Consider the following 23,635-nt stretch of genomic DNA (forward strand, 5'->3'; position numbering starts at 1 on the left):
TTAATATCTAGTAGAACTCATCAAATAATTTTTCACGTAATCTTCTACACCTTCCTCTAAAGAAGTAAAAGGTTTATCATAACCGATACTTCTCATTTTTTGCATTGTAGCTTCAGTGAAGTATTGGTATTTATCTCTAATATCTTCTGGAGTTGGAATATATGAAATATCCTCATCTTTACCCATCGCCTTAAATGTCGCTTTTGTTAAATCAAGAAATGTTCTTGCCTCTCCAGTGCCAACATTGTAAATACCTGAATCTTTAGATTGACGGTGATGCATTAAGAACATCATCATTTCTACCACATCTTTTACGTATACGAAATCACGTTGTTGTTCTCCGTCTTTATAATCAGGGTTATGCGATTGGAATAACTTCATCGCATCAGTTTTGCTAATTTGATTGAAAGCATGAAATATAACCGATGCCATTCTTTCTTTATGGTATTCATTAGGACCATAAACATTAAAGAATTTTAATCCAGCCCAAAACATTGGCTTTTTATCTTGAGATAAGGCCCATTTGTCAAACTCATTTTTTGATTCGCCATATGGATTTAAAGGCTTAAGATTAGGTATGATAGTTTCAGAATCTTCATAACCAAGTTCACCTAAACCATATGTTGCTGCAGAAGAGGCATAAACTAAAGGAATAGCATATTGAATTGTTGCATTCCACATTTTCTTCGTATACTCAGTATTTAAATGAGCTAAGATTTCTCTATTAAATTCTGCAGTACTTGTTCTTGCACCTAGATGGAAAATGAATTCTACTTCTAAATGATTTTTATCTAACCAATCAAAAAATTCCTCCCTTTCTACTTTCTCAAGAATGGTTTTCCCTTCTAAATTTTTGTTTTTTTCAGGAAAAGAGAAGTCATCAACAGCTATAATTTGATTAAAATTATCCTCATTTAATCTAGAAATCATGCAACTTCCTATAAAACCAGCTGCACCTGTAACTACGATCATAATTTCTTTCTTTTGATATTTGATTGGTAAAATTGCTAATTCTAATAATTAGCAGTGCGAAGATACAATAAAATGATCAAGAATTTTGCCTTGAATCTATTTGGCTATGAAATGTTATATAGATTTTTTCATCAACTTTAGTCAAATAGAGTTTCGAAACTTAAATCTACGAATGCTGTTATTTAATTGGTCTTGATGATTTTGAATTCAGTCCTTCTGTTTAGGGCTTTACCTTTCTCAGAGGTGTTATCAGCCACAGGTAGAGAAGAACCATAACCTTTTGATTGTAGTCTATATTCAGGAATTCCGCTTTGATTTAAATAGCGTAATATGGCATTAGCTCTCGTATTCGATAAATTGATATTGTAATCTTCATCCCCTACATTATCAGTATGCCCCTCAATAAGAATATTTACTTTGTCATTAATTAAAAGAAAATTAAGTAAGGCATTTAATTCTGACATGGAATTATCTTTTATTACACTTGAATTGTGGTCGAAAAAGACATTTTGAAGTGTTACTTTTTGGTCTACTGCTATAGGGTTAAGTTTAATAACAATAGAAGAGGTGTCATTTTTAATAGTGAAATTTCTAGAGTAAAACTCATAACCCTTTTTCAAAATATTGCCACCAAGTTCAACATTAGAAGGCAAATCAACTAAGACAATATCTCCATTCTGATCAGAGATTGTATTTCTTAATAAAATATTTTCTTCATTATTGTATAGTTGCAATCGTGTTCCTGGTATGGGTAATTTCGTTTCTGTATCTATGATGGTTAAAGCTACTTTTTTTACGTTAGTAGCAATAATTTCATCTAATACAGGGTCTTCTAATTGAGCAGTAATTAATTCTTTACTTATTTTATAGAGGTCATAATTTCCTACACCTCCAGGTCGATTAGATGCCACAAACAGTACATCACCATTAGTGTTAGAAGAATAAGAAATCTCATCGAATGGAGAGTTGACTACTGTTCCTAAATTTACCTTTTCAGACCATTTACTTCCATTTTTTATACTATAAAAAATATCATATCCTCCCATACTTGCTTTAGAATTTGAAGCATAAAATAATGTATCACCATTAGTAGAAAAATAGGGGTTTAAATGATTGGATTGATCATTAGGGAATATAGGTGATGCTTTCGTCCATTTTTTACCGCTTCTCTTTGCAACATAGATAGTGCTAAAGTCCTCTTTTTTTCGTTTGCCTGAAAAATAAAATTCCTTTCCATCTGGAGTAAAAGTACCACTACCTTGTTGATAGAAAAAACTATTAATTTGATTAGGTAATTTTGTTTTCCCTTTTGGTATTTTTTGATGATTGATCTCTTCAAATCGACTATAAGAAACCACTCCTTGTAATGCTCCCTGATACATCACCATAGTTTTTCCAGATTTGGATATACTTGTCACACTACTATTTCCTTCAGGGTTAATAATATGATCTCTAATGATCTCAACATGATTTGAATCAATATTGAAATTATAAATGTTGGTATAGTAATCTCCATTAATATCAGGAGAGACACTGTTTTCAGATTTTCTATCAGAACTGAAAAAAATCTGAGGTGAATTAGGATGTAAGTGTGCTTGGAAATCATTCGCTGCAGAATTGATTTCTTTTATGTTTTCAATGTGAAACTGATTGATAGTTGCTTTTTTTCCTGCATTCACCTGAGAGATTAAATCAGTGACTTTTGTTTTAGATGGTGAAGTCACACCATCATACAATTGATTATATTTTGTATATAATTCTAATGCTTTATCCCATTTTGATTGAAGGTGAGCAACCTTTCCAGCGAGGAAGAGAGTTTTTAAATTGTCTTTATCAATAGCCAAAGAATTACACAAACGAATATCGGCACTGTCTAATTCATCTTGTAAGTAAAAGGTAAGCCCAATTTTATACTGTAATAAAGCATTTTGATGATTAAACTTATCAACCTTATAATAATAGAGTAAAGCACTATCAAATTGATGGTAATTTTCTCTGAAATTATCTGCAATATTGAGATGTCTTAAAGCGACTTTTAATTCGTGTTTTTGATTGGGGAAATTCACTTTATCAAAAGCTTTATCACCTTGACTAAAAACGTTTTGTGATAATAAGCAAAGTATAAATGTGAGACACTGAATAATAGAAATGAATGGTTTCATTTTTAATGTACAAATGGAATAATATTAATTTACTCTAAGGTGAATAATCAAGATACCAATAAATTCTTTTAACCCCTTATATGCACCGTGATTTTATTTATAACTCTATCAATTATAAGAAATATGAATTTAAGAAAAACTGTTAATTGTATTATTTGATGAAAACTATTTCAATAATCAAATAAGATGTTAAAAAATGAAATATTTTGTGTCTAAGTCTCGTACATAAATGTATTGAATACAAACAATAACAATTTATGAAGACATTAATAAAAATATTTGCCTTATTATTCCTAATTGGATTATTTCTTATGATGAATAGAGTAAATCATACAGAAGAGGTAAATATTACTATTGATAAAACTTCACAAAGTATGAAGCCACAAGCAGCTTCTTTTGCTAGATAAGAATAAAAAATATTTTATATAAAAGAAAACCTCCAAGCGAATACTTGGAGGTTTTTTATTTTACATTAAAGTCTCAATCCCTTACACCAATTTTTTGTTTTGATATAAGCGGAATGGAATATTAATTTGAGATCATAATCTTTTGATGATACAATTGACCATCAGTTGTTTTAATATTAATGATGTATAAACCATTACTTAAATCAGATGTATTGATTCTCGTTTTATTCTGTTCTAAATTATATTGTAAAGAATGAAGTTGACCTGAAATATCATAAGCCCTTAATTCTTCAATAGGTTGAGATAAATTATCAATGAAAATATATTCATTAGCAGGTTGAGGATAAAGGTTCAGTTGAACTAAATCGTTCTCAACGCTAGTAACATCATCTTCTCCAACCGTATAATCAAACGATAAAGTAGAACAGCCATTTTCAGAAATTGCTTCTACAGAATAATTACCAAATGTAGAATAGAAAATTGAACTAAAGCCACTACTAATCAGTTCACCATCTAAATACCATGCATAGGTGTAAGAATCATATACATTAGAAACAAATAATGAATCACCATTTGCAATAATTTCAGGTGTTGAAATTACATCAGATTTTGTGACATGTATCGTATCTGACAATGCAATACAACCATTAGCATTTCTCACTCTTACAGAATAAGCTCCAACTTCATGTATAGTTAAAGAAGCTGAGTTTTGCAGTTGCATTGGAATTTCTCCATTGTACCAAGCATACGTAACGTCTTCTTCGTTTACAGTAGTTTTGATCGTAGCTAATACTTCTTCATTGAAACAAAAATCAGTAGCTGTTGTTGGCTCTACATCAACCGTTAGATTGTCTGAGCAATCGAAACCTACGCCAATTTCTGCAATTTTAATATTAAGATCAGACCAATAAGTATGTGAGATAAAACATGAGTAAATACCCACATCAAAAGCTGACATATTTTCTAGAGTGATACTGTTGTTTTTAAACGTTCCTTGAATGATACCATCTTTATACCATGTAAATACGTATTCTGGTTTTATTTCGATAGGAATACGTACAGAATAAGCACCTCCTTCTATAAGAGCTACATTTTCATAATAAATAGGGTAGTTCTGTGGTATGTATTTAGTAATTGTAGACTTGTCATACCCTTCGAAATCATCAAAGAATAAGTAGTTGTCTGCAATATCTAATTGTACATTGGTAGGTATCCCTTCAATAGTCTCTAAAAGGTTACTGTATAGTATAAGTTCTTCTAAAGATGATGGTAAAGCACTCGTCCACTCTGAAATCTTATTTCTAGAGAAATCAATTTTAGTCAAATTATTGAAAGATGAGAAATCAATATTAAGATCTTCTAGCTGATTACCTGCAAATGAAATGAAATTTAGGTTCACTAAACTAGACAAGCCGAAGTCTAAGTTACTAATGTCATTATCGTTGGCAATCAAATATAAAAGTTGAGAAAGATTTCCAAGATCAGGTAGGGTGTTGAAATTATTCTCGCTTAACCACAGTGTTCTTAGGTTAATTAAGTTACCTAGATTCGTAATATCTTCATCATCTAAATCATTATTTGATAAGTCAAGATAATTAAGATTAGGAAGGCTCCATAATTCACTTGGAAGACTAGAAATGTTACTTCCGTATAATTTTAATGATTCTAATTCATCAAAATGATTAATTAAGCTAGATAGTGTAGAAACACCTTCTAAATCATTCAAGTCTAATCCAATAATACTACCTGTTTCTGGATCAAAACTAAAATTAGGCCATTCAATAATTCTCTGTGTGTCATCAAAGTCTACATTCATTTCTGTAAATAATTGATGTAGAGCGATTGAATCCTGCTCTGAGATCAACGATTTGTAGATCAAATTAATAGTAGCAACTTGATATTCTAAACCAGCCCATTTAGGATCTGTTTCATTGACCATTAGAGTGTATTTACCTTCTTTATTTAAATTAAAGTTTTCAACACTTAGCTCAAAATCTCTAGCGTAAAACTCACCATTATAGTACCAATTGTAATCTAACTGACCATTATATTCTATATTGATCTGATCATAAGTGTAATTAGAATATTGAGTAACTTCTACTATTTCTACAGTTTCATTATAATTCTGAGGGATAAAATCAACGATATTAAGTAAAGTACCAAGGCTTTCTAAGTCATCATAGAATAAGATGTTATCCTTAAGATCAATAGAAATTAAATTAGTTAAATCAGATAAACCTGAAGGAGTTTCTGTCAAACCTAAACTAGATAGATCTAAATGTACTACATGTCCTGAAGAATCAATATCGGTATCATTTGATAGCCAGTTTCTGAATCCATCTGCAACTACATATTCAATATTATTATTATCTAGAATAGCTTGTAATTTAGTAATATCATTATCTCCTAGAAGGTGATTTACTGTTCCTTCATAAACTAAGAATTCAAACCCAGGATATACAGATGATGAATGGTAAAGCTTATAAATACCATCATGGTGTAATCTCATGTCAGCAATAGTAAATGTGTTACTATTAGACATTAAATCGTTATCATCTTTTTCCCATCTATAACTCAATACTTCATAAGATGTATTTGGCGAAAGTGTGATGCTTTTACCATGCTTTACATTAATAGTCTTTTTCTCAGTATCAAATTTTTGAGTTGTATTTGTAATCGAAGTTCCTTCTAAACTAGATAGATCGTCAAAATCATCAAAGTATAATTTGTTGTTATCAATATTTAGTTTTGATAATGAAATTTCATACATGAAGCTTGGAATATCTTCAATATTATTATTTGCCAATGATAGATCTTCTAAGTAGATCAGGTCTTGTACTTCAGAAGGAATTGAAGTTAATTCTAAATCATCTAAGTTTAAACTAACCACATATCCAAAGTCGTTAAAAAGAATATCATCTTTCCATTCTCTCATTGGTTTAGTATCATCGTAAACTACTCCAGCATTATCAAGAATAAGTTTTAAAATTTCCTTATCTGCATCACCAGGAGTTATATCTAAATTAAATTCGATATCTACAGTAAAACGGAAATCCGATTCTGCTTCTGTTAATTTAATAGTGTAATCACCTGCATGTATTAATGAATCAATTGCAAGGGTAGAATTATAGTTAGAAATATCCTTAAAAGTGCCATCTTCTTGTTTCTTTAACCAGGCATAATTACTAGCATAATAACCATTATCATTTAAGTTGTAAGTAACAAGACTAGTGATGACATAGCTTTTTTCAATTACATCAAACGGTGTGGCTGGATTATAATTGATTAAAGGAGATATACCAGGGATAAAATCGTAAAACTGATCAAAATACAGATAATTATTATCAGCATTGATTGTCACGTCTTGATACTCTCCAGGTAGTAACTCACCACCTTGTTCTAACTCAAGTGGACCAATAGGAAATTCTCCCTCACCTTCTCCTTCTCCTCGATCAAGGAATTCCAAGTTGCCATTTAATGTCATTAGGTCCCAAGCATCGATGTTTTTATCTTCAATATGAATAGCTTCTAATTCACCATATTCATTAAGATCTATAATATTCTCCATTCCTTCGAAATCAGCCATATCACCTGACCAAGAAGATAAATCTTCAGGAGACCAAGTTACTCCAAAATTGGATGTAAAATCTCCTGTTCTAAACTCAAGTGAAGATAAGAAATTGGTTAGAGGAGTAAGATCTTCTGAAACTATGAACCCTGTTGGTAAGTAATCATACACTGTTGTAACAGTTGGTGTAATAAGAGAAGTATACACTTCATGTTTAATATAGGTTTCAATAGTAAATCTTCCTGGTGTGCCTGAGATGACATCTGAGAATTCTGTCGTAGGGATTTTAACCAAAGTAAAATGAAGACTTGCCTCGGTTTGTGGATCTGTTATTGTCCTTTCTTCTATTTCAAAATTGGTAATTTCGGCTCCTAGGTATTTAACAACAGGTATTTCCTCTTTATCTAAATTTCTGAGATTACCAGTGATTGGATCAGTCACACTTAAAGATATTTCTACATACTCTGTGTCATCGTTAATTATATTTCTTTCAGTAATATAATTATCTATGTCAACTACAAGTTTAGCACTAGCATTATGGTCTTTAACAATGTGTTTAATTGCGCCACTGTTATTTCCTAAGTCATTACCATTAATTACATATAGTGTATCACCAATAGATGAAATAAGTCCGATGTCAGCACCAATTAAATATGGTCTTTTCTGAGTAGGGTTGTTTTTGATATTCAATTGAGAAGGGAACATCATTGGGCTAATCCCTAAAAATTCTCCTACTTCAAGTTCGAAAGGTCTCGCATCAGCTTTTACAGCACCGTCTAATTGTTCACCTAGAACTTCTAGAGTAACAAATTCTCCTAAGTAGATACCTGTGGTGTTTTTTGCAAATAGGCTATCTTTTATTGTTGCTGATGAAGCAAAAGTGAAATTTCCTGTCTCTTTAATTTTTAAACTAGTTAAATCATATGGAAATTCTCCACCAAAAGCCAATGTATAATCTCTTCGAAGACCATCAGATGTGTTGTCAAAGATTAAATTACCACCTTGTTGTATTGTACTTCCATTAGAAAGAGAGAAAGTGTTCGTAAAAGTGACTGTGTCTGAAGGATGTTCTACTTTAAAACTACCATTTGTAACTTTTACAGAAGGACTGATGATGACATTACGAGGTATATCGCCTTTAGCAATATTAAAACTAGAATAATCAATTGAAGCATTGACTTTATCATTTGTTGTAATGTGATCTCCTTTAAATGTTAGAACAGGTTCAGGCTGACCTACAGCCAAAGATTGAGTGTAATCACCTGACAAATTGTTATCAAGATGTAAATGATTATTGATAATTAGATTTACATAGTCAGTAACAAAGGTACTCGTTGAATTAGTAGTTAAACTATTTAATTCAAATACGGGTGGCGAAGCAGGGTAAGATTCTAGATTTGATGAAGTAATAAAGTTAGCAGCAGTTTCAATAGTCATTTCATTGAAAATATTATTACTAAAGTCATCGTGTGAAACATCATGTTTAACAAAAATAATGTCTTTTAAATTAGAAGGATGACCTGTAATATCCCAAATATTTTGTCCCAAATACCCGTCTTCTGTAGAGGTAAATACTTTACCGTAATTTGAAGTGATGACTTCTAAATCATAAGCTTCGGCAAGAACAGGCTCTAAAGCATTAAATGTTACATTGTCTAGTGTTCCTGAAGCATCTACTAAAAAATCTACTCCACCAATTATAGCTTTTGAATGTATTTTTAATTCATTACCATTAGAAAAATTAAAACCGGCTTTATCTGTGATTTTTGTACTGATTGAAGCACCGAAATCTTTTACATTTTCAGTTCCTTCAACAAACCAACTTTTACCAGGAATTCTTCCATAATCTGATCCTTCAATGTCTTTGATAGGTTCACTGTAAGCATCATAATTATTTAAATATAACACGATACCAGTTTCTCCTCCAGAGGAGTAGTTGATTTCATGGACATTTAATTTAAATGAGGCATCCACAAAAGGACCTGGGCCATCTTCCATAATTTGTCCTTCTATTGGATAATTAATACTAAATGGTGCAGCTACTTCAGTTTTTAGATCTACTTGAATATGTGAATCGTATCCTGCTACAATAGAAATAGGTTGGGAACCTCTGATAATATCTTCAGAACCTTGGTAAGCAAGTTTTAAATTAATGGCTTCAAGAGTTAATTTTTCGTAAAGTGTTAATTCATTAGTAATATTGATCACTGCCTCGTTATAATCTAAGTCTGTAATTGTAGTATTTGACTTAGTTAATAAATTATCAAAACTTAATTGACTGATATTACCTAAATTAATATAAGATTTTGCATCAGGTGCCCCATTACCCATAATTAAACTTGCATTAGAAGCATCTAGGACATTACCATACACTTTTAGTTCATTATTAATTTGGAGATTACCTATAAAGTAAACTATAGCAGAACTTTCGTTAACATCTTCTACTTCTACAAAAGATGAAATAGGACCAGAAACAGAGAAGTTTAAATTTTCATCAGGATAGATTTTAAAACCTTTGGTCTCATCTGGAAAATTAATATTTCCTTCACTATTAAAAGTATGGCTGATAATTATATCATCAAATGAATTGATAAATCCTTTATTATTCCCTCCAATCTCTAAATAAGTAGAAGAACTATTAATATTTAAATATCCAGTATTAATAATTGAGGGACAAATCAATGTTGTATTCGTACCGGTTATTGTTAAATTTTGTTTGTTGAGAATACTTTTTGAAATAATTGTGGTATTATCATAAAGGAAAATAAGACCTAAATTGTCTATTAAGTTTGATGTAATACCTCCGCTGCCTTCAATAGGTTCAACTAGATTTAATTGTCCATTTGCATCTATTGTTAATAGATCTAAGTTTACATTATAACCTAATTCAACAAGGTGGGAAATTAGTACTTCAGCATTTTCGTCTTCAAAAAGGGGAGGCATGCCATTCTTCCAAACGCTTGGGGTATCCCACTCTCCATTCTTTATTGTTGTATATGGAGCTCTAAATTGTTCAATAGTTTTAGTAGTTGGGTTAGAGAAGAGATAAGTCAGACCTTGAGAGTATACACCACTTCCCAAAGTAGTCCAATCACCAGTATGATTAATCTCTGTTTTACCATCAAGAGTAAATTCATAATTGTCGCCTAAACTAAAGAAGGAAACACTTTGGTCAGCTCTAGAAAAGATACTGTATTTTTCATTACCGATTTTGGCAATTTGTAATTGATTATTACCAGTATTGCCAAGGGTGTTTAATTGAAGAGTACCGCCTGTAACAAGCGAGAATGTTTGATGATCTAAAGATAAATATGTTTCGACAACCTCAACACCATTTTTTAGACCAGTAACGTAAATGTAAAATTCATCAAAATCTTCATAAATTTCTACATCAAAAATCTTATCATAATTTTCGGCTGTAATCAGTTTATTCTCAAAAATATCATCTCCAGCTTCAAAAGTGATTAAATATAAATTTTGCTTGCCTTCTGAATTAATTACATTTAAAGAAGAGGTAGAATTAAGGTTTTGATTGAAGAAATATGGATAAGTTGTTTCAGTGGTACTAATAAACGACTCTTTAGAACTATATCTAATATTTGTATCTGTGTAATCTTTTGTAGAGTAAATATAGTTATCGCCAAAAACTTGTAATGCCTTATTTGTTTGGTTATTAAAAAAAGAGAATTCTAAAAACTTACCAAAGTTGACAAAATAATTCAAATTTGAAGGAGTAATCGATTCGGTTTCTTTTTCTGTCCAAACTCCATTGTCAATTACATATTTAACTATACGACCTGTATGTGCGTCATATTGAGGGTCTCCTACATAAATTGTAAAATCATTTTCAAAAGTGATGTGTTGTCCGAATAAACTGATATCATCTTCTACCGCACTAGGGGTAAAAGAATGGTTTGTGTCATAGGGGTATCCTAATATAGTGCTAGAATCTAATAGCTTCTGATTTACCGTTATGATATCATTTTGAGATGAAACAGTAGCATAACTCCCATCAATTTGATTTACTTTGATGTAAACGAAAAATTGTCCACTTCCATTTTCTGCTACCCATATCTCGTCGACATTACTAGCTGTTTTTACAAAGTTAGTGTTGTTAGAGTCATTATTATTGATATCCACATAACCACTAACTGTAGAAGGGTAAAAGACATAATCATTGCCATCCACATTGATCGTTCTTTTAGTGTGCTTAATTTCTACATTTTTTTGATGTACAAGAGCATTGTCTTTGTACTCATAGAAATTTATTTCACCATTATCACCATGTGTAATGATTGTCTTTCCATCAGGCGAATAAGAAATCTTGTTCCCAAATACCCCAGCATTAGGAGATGAGAAATTAGTCAGTTGCTCAAAGTTTTGTCCATAAAGTATTGTACTTGAAAAAGCACAAAAAATACTAATAGTTAGAGCAGCAATAAACCTTTTGTATAGTTTATTCATGTTAGTTATTGAAGTTATAAATTAAAAATTAACTCAGTCCGTTTTTGTTAACGAATGTTATCGTACCAAAGTTGTGCAATTTAACTTTTATCTTGATAAAATACTATCAAAATTCATCTTGAATTAAAAAATCAAAAGAAATATCACATTCTGATTTAATTTTGATTAACTTTCTTGTGTTAATGCTAATACAATCAATCAAAAATGAAATTTATATATACGATTTGTCTATTTTTTGTTTGCTTATTTTTCAATTCATGTAAACAAGAAAGACTACCTCTCCAGAATATTTCTTATTCCCCTACATTAATCAATGAAAAAGTGAAGAGTAATAAGGAAATGGATCAACTTATTCAACCTTATAAGAAGCAATTAGATGCTGAAATGAATAAAGTGATCGCCTCAGTATCAGAAGATTTAGTGATAAGTAAACCAATTAATTTATTAGGAAACTTCTTATGTGATTTATCATTAGATCAAGCTAAGAAAAATGGTTTTGATGCAGATATAGTGTTAATGAATAATGGCGGTCTTAGAGCCTCAATATATGCTGGGGATATCACTCAAAGAAATGCATTTAAATTGATGCCTTTTGATAACATGTTGGTGGTCGTATCTATGAAAGGTGAGGCCATGAAAGAGATGTTTGATTATTTAGCCAAATTTGAAGAACCTACCAGTGGGTTAACAATGGGAATAAAGAATAAAAAACCTATTCAGCCAATGATCAATGGTAAAAAGTTTGATCCAAACAAAGTGTATACAGTTTTAACTTCGGATTATTTGTATCACGGCGGAGATCAAATGTTTTTCTTTCAAAAAGGTCTGAAAATGGAGAAAACGGGTTTATTAATGAGAGAAGCAATAATCCAATATTGTTTAGATAAAAAAGTCATTAATGTAGCTCATAATAAGAGGTTGTATCAAACAAAATAAATTTATGCAAAGTAGAAGACAATTTGTAAAAACATTATCGAAATCAACAGCTTTGGGTAGTTTAGGCTTGTTATTACCTTTGGAAGTACTTTCACTTCCCACCACTCCCACGAAGATCACAATTTTACATACAAACGATACCCACAGTCAAATCGACCCATTTCCTTCAAACCATAAAAAGTACCCAAACATGGCGGGGATCTCTAGAAGAATGGCTTTTGTAGACGAAATAAGAAAAACTGAAAAAAATGTTTTACTCTTAGATGCTGGAGATATTTTTCAAGGCACTCCCTACTTCAATTTCTTTAAGGGAGAAATAGAGTTCAAGTCTATGAGTACTTTGAAATATGATGCGGCAACCCTTGGTAATCATGATTTTGACAATAAAGTAGATGGCTTTTCTAAAGTATTACCACATGCTAATTTTGATTTTCTGATTACAAATTATAATTTCAAAAACACTTCCTTAGATGGTAAAACAAAGCCATATAAAATCTTTAACAAAGGAGATGTTAAGGTAGGTGTTTTTGGTATTGGTATAAAATTGGAAGGGTTAGTTTCAAAATCTTGTTATCAAGAGACTGAATGGGTGAGCGGAATTGAAATGGCTCAACAATATAGTCGTCAATTAAAACAGGAAGAAAAGTGCGACTTAGTTATCTGCCTCTCTCACTTAGGGTATAAAGCTTATAGAGAAGGTGACGAATCTGATTTAATGCTTGCTGAAAAAACAAAAGACATAGATGTGATTATCGGTGGACATTCTCATACTTTTTTAGATGAACCTAAGGTGAAAAAGAATGCGGAAGGAAAGGGTGTTTTGATTACACAAGTCGGCTATGCAGGGATTAAAGTTGGACGTTTAGATTTTTATTTTGATAAAGGTAAAAAGATTGCTTATTCGTCCGATAACTATGATAGTTATGCAGTTATATAAAAGGGAAACCTTTATATTTTGAATTTTATAGTGCAATTGTGAAAGAAATGAATAGGAGTTTTGATGTGATAATAATAGGAGGAGGACAATCTGGACTATCTGTTGCATATTATCTTCAGCTTTTAGGAATCGATTATTTGATTATCGATGAAAATGACAAAGCTGGAGGTTCTTGGAATAGAGGTTGGGACTCTTTGCTATTATTTTCTCCTGGTATTTATTCTTCTCTTTCCGGTTGGATGATTCCGCCTCCTAAAAATATTCAATACCCTAGTAAAGACGAATTCGTCGATTATTTAGAGGCGTATGAGAAAAGATATGATATGCCTATTGAAAGAGGTATTACTGTACAAAAAGTAGAGAACTATTCTAAAGGTTATCATGTTTTCACAGGAAGAGGAGTGATTAATGCCAAAGTAGTCGTTGCTTGTACAGGGGCAACGAGTACGCCTTATATGCCTCAATATGATGGGATAAGAGATTTTAAAGGTCAGATTTTTCATTCTTATTTCTATAAAAATCCCAGTCAAATAGAAGGGGAGAAAATATTAATAGTTGGAGGAGGAAACAGTGCTGCTCAAATAGTTGCAGAATTGTCTAAAACAAAAAAGGTACAATGGGCCACAAGAAGACCTCCAAAGTTTTTACCTAATGATGTTGATGGTCGTTATTTATTTGATCAGGCAAATAATACCTCTGAAAATGAGAAAATAGAACAAAAGAAATTACTTGGAGATATTGTCATGTTAGATGATGTGATAGAGGCTAAAAAGAATGGTTTTTTAAATGCTAAGCCCTCTAATTTCACATTTTACGAACAAGGTATAGTTTGGGAAAACAACGAAAAAGAAAATTTTGATGCTGTTATTTGGTGTACTGGATTTAAACCAAATTTTTCTTTTTTTAAATCCTTAAATATTGTTCAAGACCATAAAATTGAAACAGAAGGCACCAAAATAATTGGTTACGATGGTCTTTGGGCTGTTGGTTATGGTGATTGGACAGGATATGCCTCAGCAACAATTTATGGAGTTGGTAAAACAGCCAAAAAAACTGTTGAAGAAATATCAGAATACCTTTTAAACTTTGAAGATTTTGATATTAATTTTTAAAATAATTTTTATTTTTTGAGTACAATCTATTTTATAATCTCTTTACTGTATGAGTGAAGAATGCAATAAGACTACTTTTCACATTTTTATAACTCTAATTCTTATTTAACTTTTACTATGAAATTTATTAAAAATTTATTCTATTTACTTTTATCTATAAGTATTTTAACTAGCTGTGGCTCTTCTGAAAATGAAGATAATATGGATCCAACAACACTGCCATCTACTGATGATAATGATGATGATGATACGACCTCAGGAGATGGAGACGGTAGTGCAACAACTGTTATTCCTGATGTTTATAAAAAAATATATGGAGCTACAGATATGTATATTGATGGTGATATGATAGTGATTGAAATGGAAGGAATTCCAGATCACAATAGTCCATATTATGAAAATACTTCATGGGCATCTGAAAGGTATGAAGCTTACAATAGTCAGGATTTTAGAAAAAACCCTAATGTGATTGCTTCTGTTGATCGAACAGTTAGAATGCCTTTGAACCCTGAAGAAGCAAGTAATCATCAAGAAACTCAATTAGGAACAATGGGTATTGCGTTAAATGGCGTAGCTTTTTATAATCAATATGCAGGACCGAATAATCAGGCTTTAACAGATGAAATCTTCTCTTTTGATCAATACAATGGTCATCCTCAAAATGTTGGAGTTTACCATTACCATTTAGAACCGACTTATCTTACATCACAAGATACAGTAGGTAGAGATGGTTTATTAGGATTCTTACTAGATGGTTTCCCTGTTTACGGACCAATGGAAAATGGATCAGCTGTGAGTAATAATGATTTGGATGATTATCATGGACACTCACATGTTACGTCGGATTATCCTGACGGAATTTATCACTATCATATCACTTCAGAAGATCCTTACATAAATGGAAATGGATACTATGGTACGCCAGGTACAAGTACTGAGTAGTACGTTGCTGATGATATCTTTATTCACTTCTTGCTCTCCCCAGCAAGAAGTGAATGATAACAAGCAAGATTACAGTCAGATAATATTTAATGCTGAGGATATTGCTTTTAAGCAAAATCAAGGCATAGTATATGTTGATGGTGATGAATTTAATGGGTCTTTGTATTGGTTATACCCCAACTCATTAGATACGCTAAAGGTGAGAAGCTATTCTAAAGGATTAAAAAATGGGGAATGGAGGAAATACTACCCTACAGGAGTTCTAAAAGAAAAACGGTACTTCAAGATGGGGAAAAAGGAAGGAGAACATATCGGTTATTTCATGAACGGTGATACCCAATTTATTTATCATTTAAAAAATGACGTTTATGAAGGGAACAGTAAAGCATGGACTCAAAATGGCACTTTAATTAGAGATCAAAATTATAAAAATGGTTTTGAAGAAGGTGCTCAAAAAGTTTGGTATGATAACGGAAAAATAAAGGCCAATTATATCAAAAAAAATGGACGCAGATACGGATTATTAGGAACAAAAAATTGTGTAAACGTATATGATGAGACTATTTAAGGTTATTTTTATCATTGCTTTGATCACTTCTTGTCAACAGCAAAAGAATATTGAGCTACCCTTCTATAATACACCAGATTTTACCCCCATTTTTATAGATCAGGAAAAAGAAGTGAGTGAGATCGTTACCCATCAAATAGGGAGTTTTTCCATGTCAGACCAAAATAATCATAAGGTTACTGAAGCAGATATAAAGGGGAAAATTCATGTAGCAAATTTTATTTTTACTAGTTGTGGAAGTATTTGCCCTATCATGACAGAGAATATGAAAATTATTGATGCTGGTTTTAGTGGTGATCCACAGGTAGAAATATTATCATTTTCAGTAACTCCATGGATTGATAATGTGGAGGTATTAAAAGAATATACTTTGAAAAACAATATTAAATCTGACAATTGGCATTTCCTAACAGGTAAAAAGTCTGAAATTTATGATCTAGCAAGAAAATCTTATTTTGCAGAAGAAGATATAGGTTTTACTAAAGATTCTACAGAGTTTTTACACACAGAACATGTGATATTAGTGGATGCAACTCAAAGAATAAGAGGGATATACAACGGTACTTTGAAATTGGATATGAAACAATTATCCGAAGATATACAGACTTTGAAAGATGAAAGAGATAGTAATATTTTTTAGTATATTGATCTAATATTAAAAAACTAACCTCTATTCATTTTATGGAATTCGGAAATATAAACTATCTGGCAGTTCTAGTAGCTGCAGTGGCAGCTTTTATACTTGGAGCAATATGGTACTCAGCTATTTTTGGTAAAACATGGCAAAAAGAACTTGGGTTTACCGATGAGTATTTACAAAAGGCTAACATGGCTTTAATATTTGGAAGTAGCTTTGTTTTAATGTTTATCACTTCTTTAGGTTTAGCTATGTTTAATGCACATACCGGCCACTCTTTAAATGCCTCATCAGGAGCTTTTCACGGATTAATGGTAGGATTAATATTTATCGGATCTTCCATGGGTATTAATTATTTATATCAAAGAAGGTCTTTGAAACTATGGTTAATAGATGCAGGTTATCAAGTAACCTTCTTAACTATACAAGGAGCAATTATAGGAGCATGGCATTAAAAAAAAGAGAGGCGTTGACCTCTCTTTTTTAATTTAATATAGTTTTTATTGATATAAAAGCTGATTTTGTTTAGATATGGCTTCTAATAAGCTATATCTTAGCAGCATCAACTCTTGGGTTATAGTCTCAAGAAATTCATTCCAAGCAGCGCTTACTTCTTGGAGATGATGATCAGCAAATTCAATATCATTTAAAGTGTATTTAAACGTATAATTTGCTGCTTTTAAAATGTCGTCAATTGACATTTTTTTCTCAAAAATAGTGTTATCAAAAGTATCATCAGTTTGTTTTCGAAGAATTACATTTTTAATCACTTCATGAGATAACTCATTGATTGGAAAGTTCATATAAGATAACAAATCATTTAATGAAATAGGCATCTTAGAGACTTCCGGAACTATTAATGAAAAACCAAGGTGGATTTCCTTCTTAAGAATTAAATGCTTCATGGTTTATTGTTTTATGTGTTTATTTATAGATTTATACGTATTACGATAAGAAAAGATTCATTACTTTTGTTAAAATTATATATATATTATCCAATACAATGAAATTAGAAAAAATCAATATTTACCCCATTAAGTCATTAGACCCTATTACCGTAAATGAGGTTCAAATTACTGAAGGAAAAACGTTAGTAAATGATAGAAGGTGGGGGATATTTAGAACTAGTGATGGACGAACAGTCAATGGGAAAAAATACCCTAAAGTTCATCAGCTGAGAGCTAAGTTTGATTTAGATCAATTAAGTGTAGAATTAAGAGATCAAGCGAAAACTGATTTCTTTTCATTAGAGGATAGAAAGTTGCTAGAAGAGTATCTTTCTGATTATTTCGAAGAAAATGTAGAAGTAAGAGAGAATGATGCTACAGGATTTCCTGATCATACGAGTGGAAATGTAGGAGCATCTTTAATATCTACAAATACTATCGATTGGGTAGCTAAATTATATCATCTTTCTTCTGATGAAGTGGTTAGAAGAATGAGAATGAACCTTATTATTGAAGCTGATGAGGTATTTGAAGAAGATCAATGGATTGGTGTAGACAAAAGTAATCCTCATCAAATTAAAATAGGTGATGTGGTCTTGAATGCCTATAAACCTTGCGAAAGGTGTCCAGTACCAACAAGAGACTCTTTTACTTCTGAAGTAAATAAAGGTTTTCAGAAAACTTTCGTAAAAGAGAGATTAGCATTACAAAAAGATTTATTAGACCATCCATTGTATGCACATGCTTATATGTGTGGTATTGTTCTAAATGTACCACAGATATCAATGGGTAAAGTATTAAAGAAAAATGATGCGATTATTCGATTGTAAATGTTACTAAAATTAACGTTTTACATCTCATGATATTATTTTGATAAGTGCATAATAAACATTTTTATATGTTCTTGATATCCTACATTATGTACTATAAAACTATCAAAAAATATCTATAAATGTACTTTTTAAGTGTTTATTGTAAACTTATAAAAGGGTGATTGTCATGATGATAATTCGAATTATTCTTTTATTTTTACAAAGAAATCAAAATTAAATAATAGAATATGAAAGTTGCTGTATTTGGTACAAAATCATACGATAAAGAATTCTTTAAATTAGAAGGACTTAATACCAATCATGAATTAGTATTTTTTGAATCAAGATTAAGAGTAAAAACGGCTCCATTAGCGAAAGGTTTTGATGCTGTTTGTGTCTTTGTAAATGATGTTGTAGATACTGAAACTGTAAAATTACTTGCCGAATATAATATTAAAGTGATTGCTTTAAGATGTGCAGGATTTAATAACGTAGATTTGGTAGAAGCTGAGAAACACAACATTTCTGTTGTTAGAGTTCCTGCTTATTCTCCATACGCAGTAGCAGAACATACATTAGCTTTAATTCTTACTCTGAATAGAAAAACACACAAAGCTTATAACCGTGTTAGAGAAGGTAACTTCTCTTTAGATAGGTTGACAGGTTTTGATATTCATGGAAAAACAGTTGGCGTAATTGGTACGGGTAAAATCGGTCAAATTTTCGCTAACATTATGAAAGGTCTAGGTTGTAAAGTCCTAGGTTTTGACTTGTATCCTAATAAGAATTTAGAGAAAGACAAATTATTGAAATATGTGTCTTTAAATGAATTATTAGATCAGTCTGATATTATTTCTTTACACTGTCCATTAACTCCACAAACGCATCATATTATTAATGATCATACAATTTGGAGAATGAAGAAAGGGGCAATGTTGATTAATACATCAAGAGGACGATTAATTGATACAGAAGCAGCAATTAGAGCTTTATCAAAAGGTCATTTAGGTTACCTAGGAATTGATGTTTATGAACAAGAAGAAAAGTTATTCTTCAGAGATTTATCCGAAACATTGATTAGAGATGAGAAAATGTTGAATCTTATGTCATTCCCTAATGTTTTAGTTACTGGCCATCAAGCCTTCTTTACAGATACAGCTTTAACTCAAATTGCTAGAGTTACCTTAGGAAACTTAACAGCATTTGAAAAAGGAGAGGAGCTAGTAAATAAAGTAGGGTCTGAAGCAATTAAAAGCTAAACAGAAACGAAATCTCCAATAAGATATATTAACGCTTCAATTAATTGAAGCGTTTTTTTTTCTTCAAAACGCGTAAATAGCTCGATACTAAAGATTTAATTTAATTTTAAATATAATTATTGTTAAATAAGACCTGTGATATACAACTAATTACCCCAAAGTTGAAAACAATTACATCAATTCATCGTATCTTATTAAGAAGAATTTAAGAAACCAAAAGACTTATTATAGATATGAAAAAAAGACAAGCAACTACATTAGTTACTGCAATTGCTGCTGGTGCCGCTCTTACTACTGGTATTGTTATAAAAACTAGACAATACATGCAAAAAAGAAGATTGGATGAAAGCGATTATCTATATCCTTACCTAGACTATATCAAAGAGAAAGTTAAAGCAGGTAAAGAAACTATTATTATAACACCTGAAGATTCTCCTTTTAAGTTTATTACTTTATCTGTAAAAGGAGATGGTAAAAAGAAATTGATTATTGCAGATTATGAAGGGGTAGCTTTAAAAAGAGGACGAAAGGATCTTTTGAAGTTTAAAAATGGAAAGCTTACTTTCTTGAAGCCCATCAATGAATATGCAATGTAATATTAAAATATAAATTAAAAAGGCATCACTTTTACGAGTGATGCCTTTTTAATTTACACTAAATTGTGTTTTATAATAACAACCCTACTTTCAAACTTAAATACCTTAAATTTAGGTAATCTTCATCTGCAAATAAGTGATTATATTCAACGCCAGCATAGAAATTAATGGTTTTAAATGCTTTTGATCTTACTCCAAACTCAGGTACTAAACCATATTTCCAATACTTCATTTTCGTTGCAAAAGTGTTACTTCTAACTGATTGATCTAACAACAATGGAGAGATGTAAATCTCATGAGTCATATAATAGGTTGCGATATTTAATCCAAAGTATGGGGTTAAAAATCGTCCAGATTGAATACTATAATTAAATTTTAGCATCATAGGAACAAGATTAATGTTCTTAAGATTACTTGATATTATACCATTACCAATATGACCATTTTCTATGGATTTACCAGATGATAAGTACCCTGTTCCTAAGCCCGCAGAGAAATTAGAATTGCCTATTTGATGTAACCATGACAGTTCAACACCATTTAAGTCAATTGTAATATCATCACCTGCTGATTTTGAATTAGTATAACCCAATAGAAATTGATTCTTATTTTGTGCAGAAAGATGATCAGAAATCAAAAGAAGTAAGCTAAAGCCAAAGAGTACTTTGAATAGACTTTTATTCATAACTGGTTTTGTTTCATTTTTAATTAGTTAATACAAATATAATAAAGTGGTTAAATGGTTTAACTATTTTAATATTTTATCACACTTGTGTTAAGTATAATTTAGAACTATTTAGAGTTGTGGACGAATCTTTAGTATTAATTACACAAAAGTGGTTTTTTGTTTAATATGTCTTAATTTTGGTGATTTGAGGTAAATAATTTCTCAGAGTCACAAATTGTACGCTGAGATACCATACATTTGAGAAAACTAACCAAATTGAATAAATAATATTTACTACTAAAATGAGATTTTTATTACTTCTAGCAATTTGTGTGTGTGCACTAACTTCTAATGCTCAACATATCACTGGGATCGTTTTGGATAAAGAAAACGATGATCCATTACCTTATGTAAATGTAGCCTGTGTTAAAAATGATAGTATATACTCTATGACTATTACTGACTTTGATGGGAAATTCGACTTAGAAGTCATAGAAAAGTCAGATTATGACGTCAAATTCCTTTTCACAGGTTATAAACAATTTGTGAGGACAATATCTATTATTGATGATTTAAATGTTTCCTTAGGTAATGTCTACTTAGAATCGAATATTACCGAATTGGAAGGTGTAACTGTTACTGCTGAAAGAGAAAATGTGAACATGACGGCGAATGGTATGAGCTTTAATGTTGATGATGATGGTGGGACAGATATGGAGGATATTATTTCTGCAATGCCTTCTATATCAATGGATGAAAATGGTGAAATCTCGTCAAACGGAGAAACGGTGGTAATTTTAGTCAATGGTGAAGAATCAGATTTAGATAATCCATTGGAAGATATTCCTATGCAAATGATTGATAGGGTAGAACTTTTAAATAACCCTCCTGCAGAATTCACATCAGCTACATCGGCAATAAATATTGTTCTAAAAGAAAACGTGAAATTGGGAAACCATATGCGTATTCTTGCTGAGGGCGGAATGCCTACACAACATAAGGTTAATGCTAACTATTCGATCTCAAAAGATAGGTGGTCAACCTCCATTAATGCGGGGTATAGACATCAAGAAATGGGGTATTATTTGGAAAATGAGCGACTTAATTATGGAAATAATCAAAGAGCCTCCACACGAAATGATCTAAATAAAACCACAAATTATAATGTAAACTGGGTGAGTTCATATGCTATTTCTCCAAACGATAAACTGAAATTATTGTTGACTTATCATCAAAAAGAACAAGATAATGAAGGGAAGGAAGATGAATACCTATTTAATGTAACAGGAGATCCAAACTATAGAAATAACTATAGGACAATTATAAATAAAAGAAATACTAGTAAAGTAAGGGCTCAATTGAATTACGATAAAAACTTTTTACAAGAAGGTAGAAAGCTTAACATTAGGGCTAGATGGTCTATCGATGATTTTGAGCAATACAATGGCAATACAACCAATACTAATTATCTAGCAGATTCTTCTTGGCGATATAATGACGCTCGTATTACTGAAAGAAATAGACCAGCACAAAATTACTTTGTATCTGTAAAATATGTACATCCATTTAATGATAGGAGTACATTGGTTACCGGATTTAGAAATAATACAACAGTACAACAGACGGATGAGAAATTCTATAATTTAGCAACTGACGGATCTACTGTAGATAGAGGTAGAGGGACACAGTCTACAGATTATTTAAATCAGAGGTTTTCTGGGTATTCTTCATGGAATTATTCTTTCTACAATGACTTGACGTTTAAAGCAGGTATTTCTGTTGAAAACTCTAAGGTAACATCTGATATTATTGCTTCTGATACCACTCTCAACACCAATAATTCATTCTGGGTTGTCAATCCAAATTTAAGTTTGAGTAAGAAGTTTAATGAAAAGTGGATGGGTAACATCTTTTATACGTTTCGTATGAACACTCCATCAGAAAGACAAATGAACCCATTAGTAAATGATAATAACCCCTTATTTATTAGCTTTGGTAACCCTAATTTAGGTTTGCAGAAATTTCAGAAGTTTAATCTTACTGTAACTAATCAACAGGAAAAAGTATCTACAAGAGTTGGGCTGTTTTACAGAAACATCGCTGATGGTGTCGAAAGAGTGTATCAAACAAAAGGGGATACCATTATTGCTTCTTATGATAATATTGTCAACAAACATACTTTAGGTAGTAATATTTATGTGCATTGGCATTTATCAAAGAATCAATCTTTAATTCTATCTGCAGATGTTTATAACGATATTTATAACCAAAGAATTGATGAAGAATTACCTGCATCTGAGTGGATGTTTAATGGTAAATTGACGTATAAGGCTAAATTCTTTAAAAATTATCGTGTAAGATTGGTAGGGTATTATACTTCTGAAAGAATTGAATATAATGGTACTGTTCTTCCTGCAAGTGGTGTTGATGTTAGTATGTCAAGATATATCGCTAATAGACAAGGGAAGTTGTGGATAGTAGCTCAAGATATTTTTCAGACAAGAACGTATCATAGACATACTAGATCTCCACAATTTATAGCCAATAGTTTTACTGATCTTCCTTCTGTTGTTAGGGTTGGGTGCTCTTGGTCTTTTTATCCTAAGTCTTAATCAGAGCATAGGTTGAAATAAAATCAAACATAACCTA

The 23,635-nt window shown here is 31.2% G+C and carries 17 protein-coding genes; 12 read left to right on the top strand and 5 right to left on the bottom strand.

Features of this window, described 5'->3' with window-relative positions:
• Both rfaD and NH26_RS01230 read right to left on the bottom strand, forming a co-directional pair.
• The gene (gene rfaD, locus NH26_RS01225) at nucleotides 1–972 is read right to left on the bottom strand and encodes an ADP-glyceromanno-heptose 6-epimerase (protein WP_044226558.1); all 972 of its coding nucleotides are present in this window, start codon (nucleotides 970–972) and stop codon (nucleotides 1–3) included.
• A 182-nt stretch (nucleotides 973–1,154) separates the two neighbouring features.
• Nucleotides 1,155–3,134, bottom strand: a complete 1,980-nt coding sequence (locus NH26_RS01230; RefSeq protein WP_044226555.1) for an OmpA family protein — start codon at nucleotides 3,132–3,134, stop codon at nucleotides 1,155–1,157.
• Nucleotides 3,135–3,391: 257 nt separating this feature from the next.
• Here NH26_RS01230 and NH26_RS25335 point away from each other — a divergent pair, with 257 nt between their 5' ends.
• Nucleotides 3,392–3,541 (top strand): hypothetical protein, encoded by a 150-nt coding sequence (locus tag NH26_RS25335; RefSeq protein ID WP_158021858.1) that lies wholly within the window; start codon nucleotides 3,392–3,394, stop codon nucleotides 3,539–3,541.
• A gap of 121 nt (nucleotides 3,542–3,662) precedes the next feature.
• Here NH26_RS25335 and NH26_RS01235 read toward each other — a convergent pair whose 3' ends face one another.
• The gene (locus NH26_RS01235; protein WP_044226552.1) at nucleotides 3,663–11,573 is read right to left on the bottom strand and encodes a T9SS type A sorting domain-containing protein; all 7,911 of its coding nucleotides are present in this window, start codon (nucleotides 11,571–11,573) and stop codon (nucleotides 3,663–3,665) included.
• A gap of 204 nt (nucleotides 11,574–11,777) precedes the next feature.
• On the opposite strand from NH26_RS01235, the gene NH26_RS01240 reads away from it, so the two are divergent.
• The 7 genes from NH26_RS01240 to NH26_RS01270 all read left to right on the top strand — a co-directional run bounded on the left by NH26_RS01240 (nucleotide 11,778) and on the right by NH26_RS01270 (nucleotide 17,160).
• The gene (locus tag NH26_RS01240; protein ID WP_071397049.1) at nucleotides 11,778–12,509 is read left to right on the top strand and encodes a 5'-nucleotidase C-terminal domain-containing protein; all 732 of its coding nucleotides are present in this window, start codon (nucleotides 11,778–11,780) and stop codon (nucleotides 12,507–12,509) included.
• A 4-nt stretch (nucleotides 12,510–12,513) separates the two neighbouring features.
• Nucleotides 12,514–13,446: a bifunctional metallophosphatase/5'-nucleotidase gene (locus tag NH26_RS01245; RefSeq protein WP_044226549.1), complete on the top strand. Its 933-nt coding sequence runs from the start codon at nucleotides 12,514–12,516 to the stop codon at nucleotides 13,444–13,446.
• A gap of 47 nt (nucleotides 13,447–13,493) precedes the next feature.
• Nucleotides 13,494–14,558, top strand: coding sequence for an ArsO family NAD(P)H-dependent flavin-containing monooxygenase (locus NH26_RS01250; protein WP_044226546.1), 1,065 nt, complete (start codon nucleotides 13,494–13,496; stop codon nucleotides 14,556–14,558).
• Nucleotides 14,559–14,675: 117 nt separating this feature from the next.
• Nucleotides 14,676–15,500, top strand: coding sequence for a YHYH protein (locus tag NH26_RS01255; protein ID WP_044226542.1), 825 nt, complete (start codon nucleotides 14,676–14,678; stop codon nucleotides 15,498–15,500).
• A 10-nt stretch (nucleotides 15,501–15,510) separates the two neighbouring features.
• Nucleotides 15,511–16,068, top strand: coding sequence for a toxin-antitoxin system YwqK family antitoxin (locus tag NH26_RS01260; protein WP_052432177.1), 558 nt, complete (start codon nucleotides 15,511–15,513; stop codon nucleotides 16,066–16,068).
• A complete protein-coding gene (locus NH26_RS01265; protein WP_242427289.1) occupies nucleotides 16,055–16,708 on the top strand; it encodes an SCO family protein in 654 nt (217 codons plus the stop codon). Before NH26_RS01260 ends, NH26_RS01265 begins: the two co-directional genes overlap by 14 nt.
• Before the next feature lie 41 nt (nucleotides 16,709–16,749).
• On the top strand, nucleotides 16,750–17,160 hold the full coding sequence (locus NH26_RS01270; RefSeq protein ID WP_044226537.1) for a DUF1761 domain-containing protein: 411 nt from the start codon (nucleotides 16,750–16,752) through the stop codon (nucleotides 17,158–17,160).
• A gap of 45 nt (nucleotides 17,161–17,205) precedes the next feature.
• Here NH26_RS01270 and NH26_RS01275 read toward each other — a convergent pair whose 3' ends face one another.
• Nucleotides 17,206–17,610: a hypothetical protein gene (locus tag NH26_RS01275; protein ID WP_139262783.1), complete on the bottom strand. Its 405-nt coding sequence runs from the start codon at nucleotides 17,608–17,610 to the stop codon at nucleotides 17,206–17,208.
• Between the two features lie 98 nt (nucleotides 17,611–17,708).
• On the opposite strand from NH26_RS01275, the gene NH26_RS01280 reads away from it, so the two are divergent.
• The 3 genes from NH26_RS01280 (at nucleotide 17,709) to NH26_RS01290 (ending at nucleotide 20,319) form a co-directional block, all read left to right on the top strand.
• Nucleotides 17,709–18,482: an MOSC domain-containing protein gene (locus NH26_RS01280; protein WP_052432176.1), complete on the top strand. Its 774-nt coding sequence runs from the start codon at nucleotides 17,709–17,711 to the stop codon at nucleotides 18,480–18,482.
• 230 nt (nucleotides 18,483–18,712) lie between these two features.
• On the top strand, nucleotides 18,713–19,723 hold the full coding sequence (locus tag NH26_RS01285) for a 2-hydroxyacid dehydrogenase (protein WP_044226531.1): 1,011 nt from the start codon (nucleotides 18,713–18,715) through the stop codon (nucleotides 19,721–19,723).
• Between the two features lie 233 nt (nucleotides 19,724–19,956).
• Nucleotides 19,957–20,319 (top strand): hypothetical protein, encoded by a 363-nt coding sequence (locus NH26_RS01290; protein ID WP_044226528.1) that lies wholly within the window; start codon nucleotides 19,957–19,959, stop codon nucleotides 20,317–20,319.
• Between the two features lie 70 nt (nucleotides 20,320–20,389).
• On the opposite strand, the gene NH26_RS01295 is transcribed toward NH26_RS01290, so the two are convergent.
• Entirely contained in the window at nucleotides 20,390–21,004 is a 615-nt protein-coding gene (locus NH26_RS01295) for a hypothetical protein (RefSeq protein ID WP_044226525.1), read from the bottom strand.
• Between the two features lie 284 nt (nucleotides 21,005–21,288).
• On the opposite strand from NH26_RS01295, the gene NH26_RS01300 reads away from it, so the two are divergent.
• Nucleotides 21,289–23,598: an outer membrane beta-barrel family protein gene (locus NH26_RS01300; protein WP_044226522.1), complete on the top strand. Its 2,310-nt coding sequence runs from the start codon at nucleotides 21,289–21,291 to the stop codon at nucleotides 23,596–23,598.
• Nucleotides 23,599–23,635: the final 37 nt, after the last annotated feature.

It is taken from the genome of Flammeovirga pacifica (assembly GCF_000807855.2).
Taxonomy (GTDB): domain Bacteria; phylum Bacteroidota; class Bacteroidia; order Cytophagales; family Flammeovirgaceae; genus Flammeovirga; species Flammeovirga pacifica.

What these genes read in the sequence shown, in the direction of transcription:
- rfaD (WP_044226558.1), bottom strand. Translation starts at nt 972, where the DNA reads ATGATCGTAGTTACAGGTGCAGCTGGTTTTATAGGAAGTTGCATGATT.
- NH26_RS01230 (WP_044226555.1), bottom strand. Translation starts at nt 3,134, where the DNA reads ATGAAACCATTCATTTCTATTATTCAGTGTCTCACATTTATACTTTGC.
- NH26_RS25335 (WP_158021858.1), top strand. Translation starts at nt 3,392, where the DNA reads ATGAAGACATTAATAAAAATATTTGCCTTATTATTCCTAATTGGATTA.
- NH26_RS01235 (WP_044226552.1), bottom strand. Translation starts at nt 11,573, where the DNA reads ATGAATAAACTATACAAAAGGTTTATTGCTGCTCTAACTATTAGTATT.
- NH26_RS01240 (WP_071397049.1), top strand. Translation starts at nt 11,778, where the DNA reads ATGAAATTTATATATACGATTTGTCTATTTTTTGTTTGCTTATTTTTC.
- NH26_RS01245 (WP_044226549.1), top strand. Translation starts at nt 12,514, where the DNA reads ATGCAAAGTAGAAGACAATTTGTAAAAACATTATCGAAATCAACAGCT.
- NH26_RS01250 (WP_044226546.1), top strand. Translation starts at nt 13,494, where the DNA reads ATGAATAGGAGTTTTGATGTGATAATAATAGGAGGAGGACAATCTGGA.
- NH26_RS01255 (WP_044226542.1), top strand. Translation starts at nt 14,676, where the DNA reads ATGAAATTTATTAAAAATTTATTCTATTTACTTTTATCTATAAGTATT.
- NH26_RS01260 (WP_052432177.1), top strand. Translation starts at nt 15,511, where the DNA reads ATGATATCTTTATTCACTTCTTGCTCTCCCCAGCAAGAAGTGAATGAT.
- NH26_RS01265 (WP_242427289.1), top strand. Translation starts at nt 16,055, where the DNA reads ATGAGACTATTTAAGGTTATTTTTATCATTGCTTTGATCACTTCTTGT.
- NH26_RS01270 (WP_044226537.1), top strand. Translation starts at nt 16,750, where the DNA reads ATGGAATTCGGAAATATAAACTATCTGGCAGTTCTAGTAGCTGCAGTG.
- NH26_RS01275 (WP_139262783.1), bottom strand. Translation starts at nt 17,610, where the DNA reads ATGAAGCATTTAATTCTTAAGAAGGAAATCCACCTTGGTTTTTCATTA.
- NH26_RS01280 (WP_052432176.1), top strand. Translation starts at nt 17,709, where the DNA reads ATGAAATTAGAAAAAATCAATATTTACCCCATTAAGTCATTAGACCCT.
- NH26_RS01285 (WP_044226531.1), top strand. Translation starts at nt 18,713, where the DNA reads ATGAAAGTTGCTGTATTTGGTACAAAATCATACGATAAAGAATTCTTT.
- NH26_RS01290 (WP_044226528.1), top strand. Translation starts at nt 19,957, where the DNA reads ATGAAAAAAAGACAAGCAACTACATTAGTTACTGCAATTGCTGCTGGT.
- NH26_RS01295 (WP_044226525.1), bottom strand. Translation starts at nt 21,004, where the DNA reads ATGAATAAAAGTCTATTCAAAGTACTCTTTGGCTTTAGCTTACTTCTT.
- NH26_RS01300 (WP_044226522.1), top strand. Translation starts at nt 21,289, where the DNA reads ATGAGATTTTTATTACTTCTAGCAATTTGTGTGTGTGCACTAACTTCT.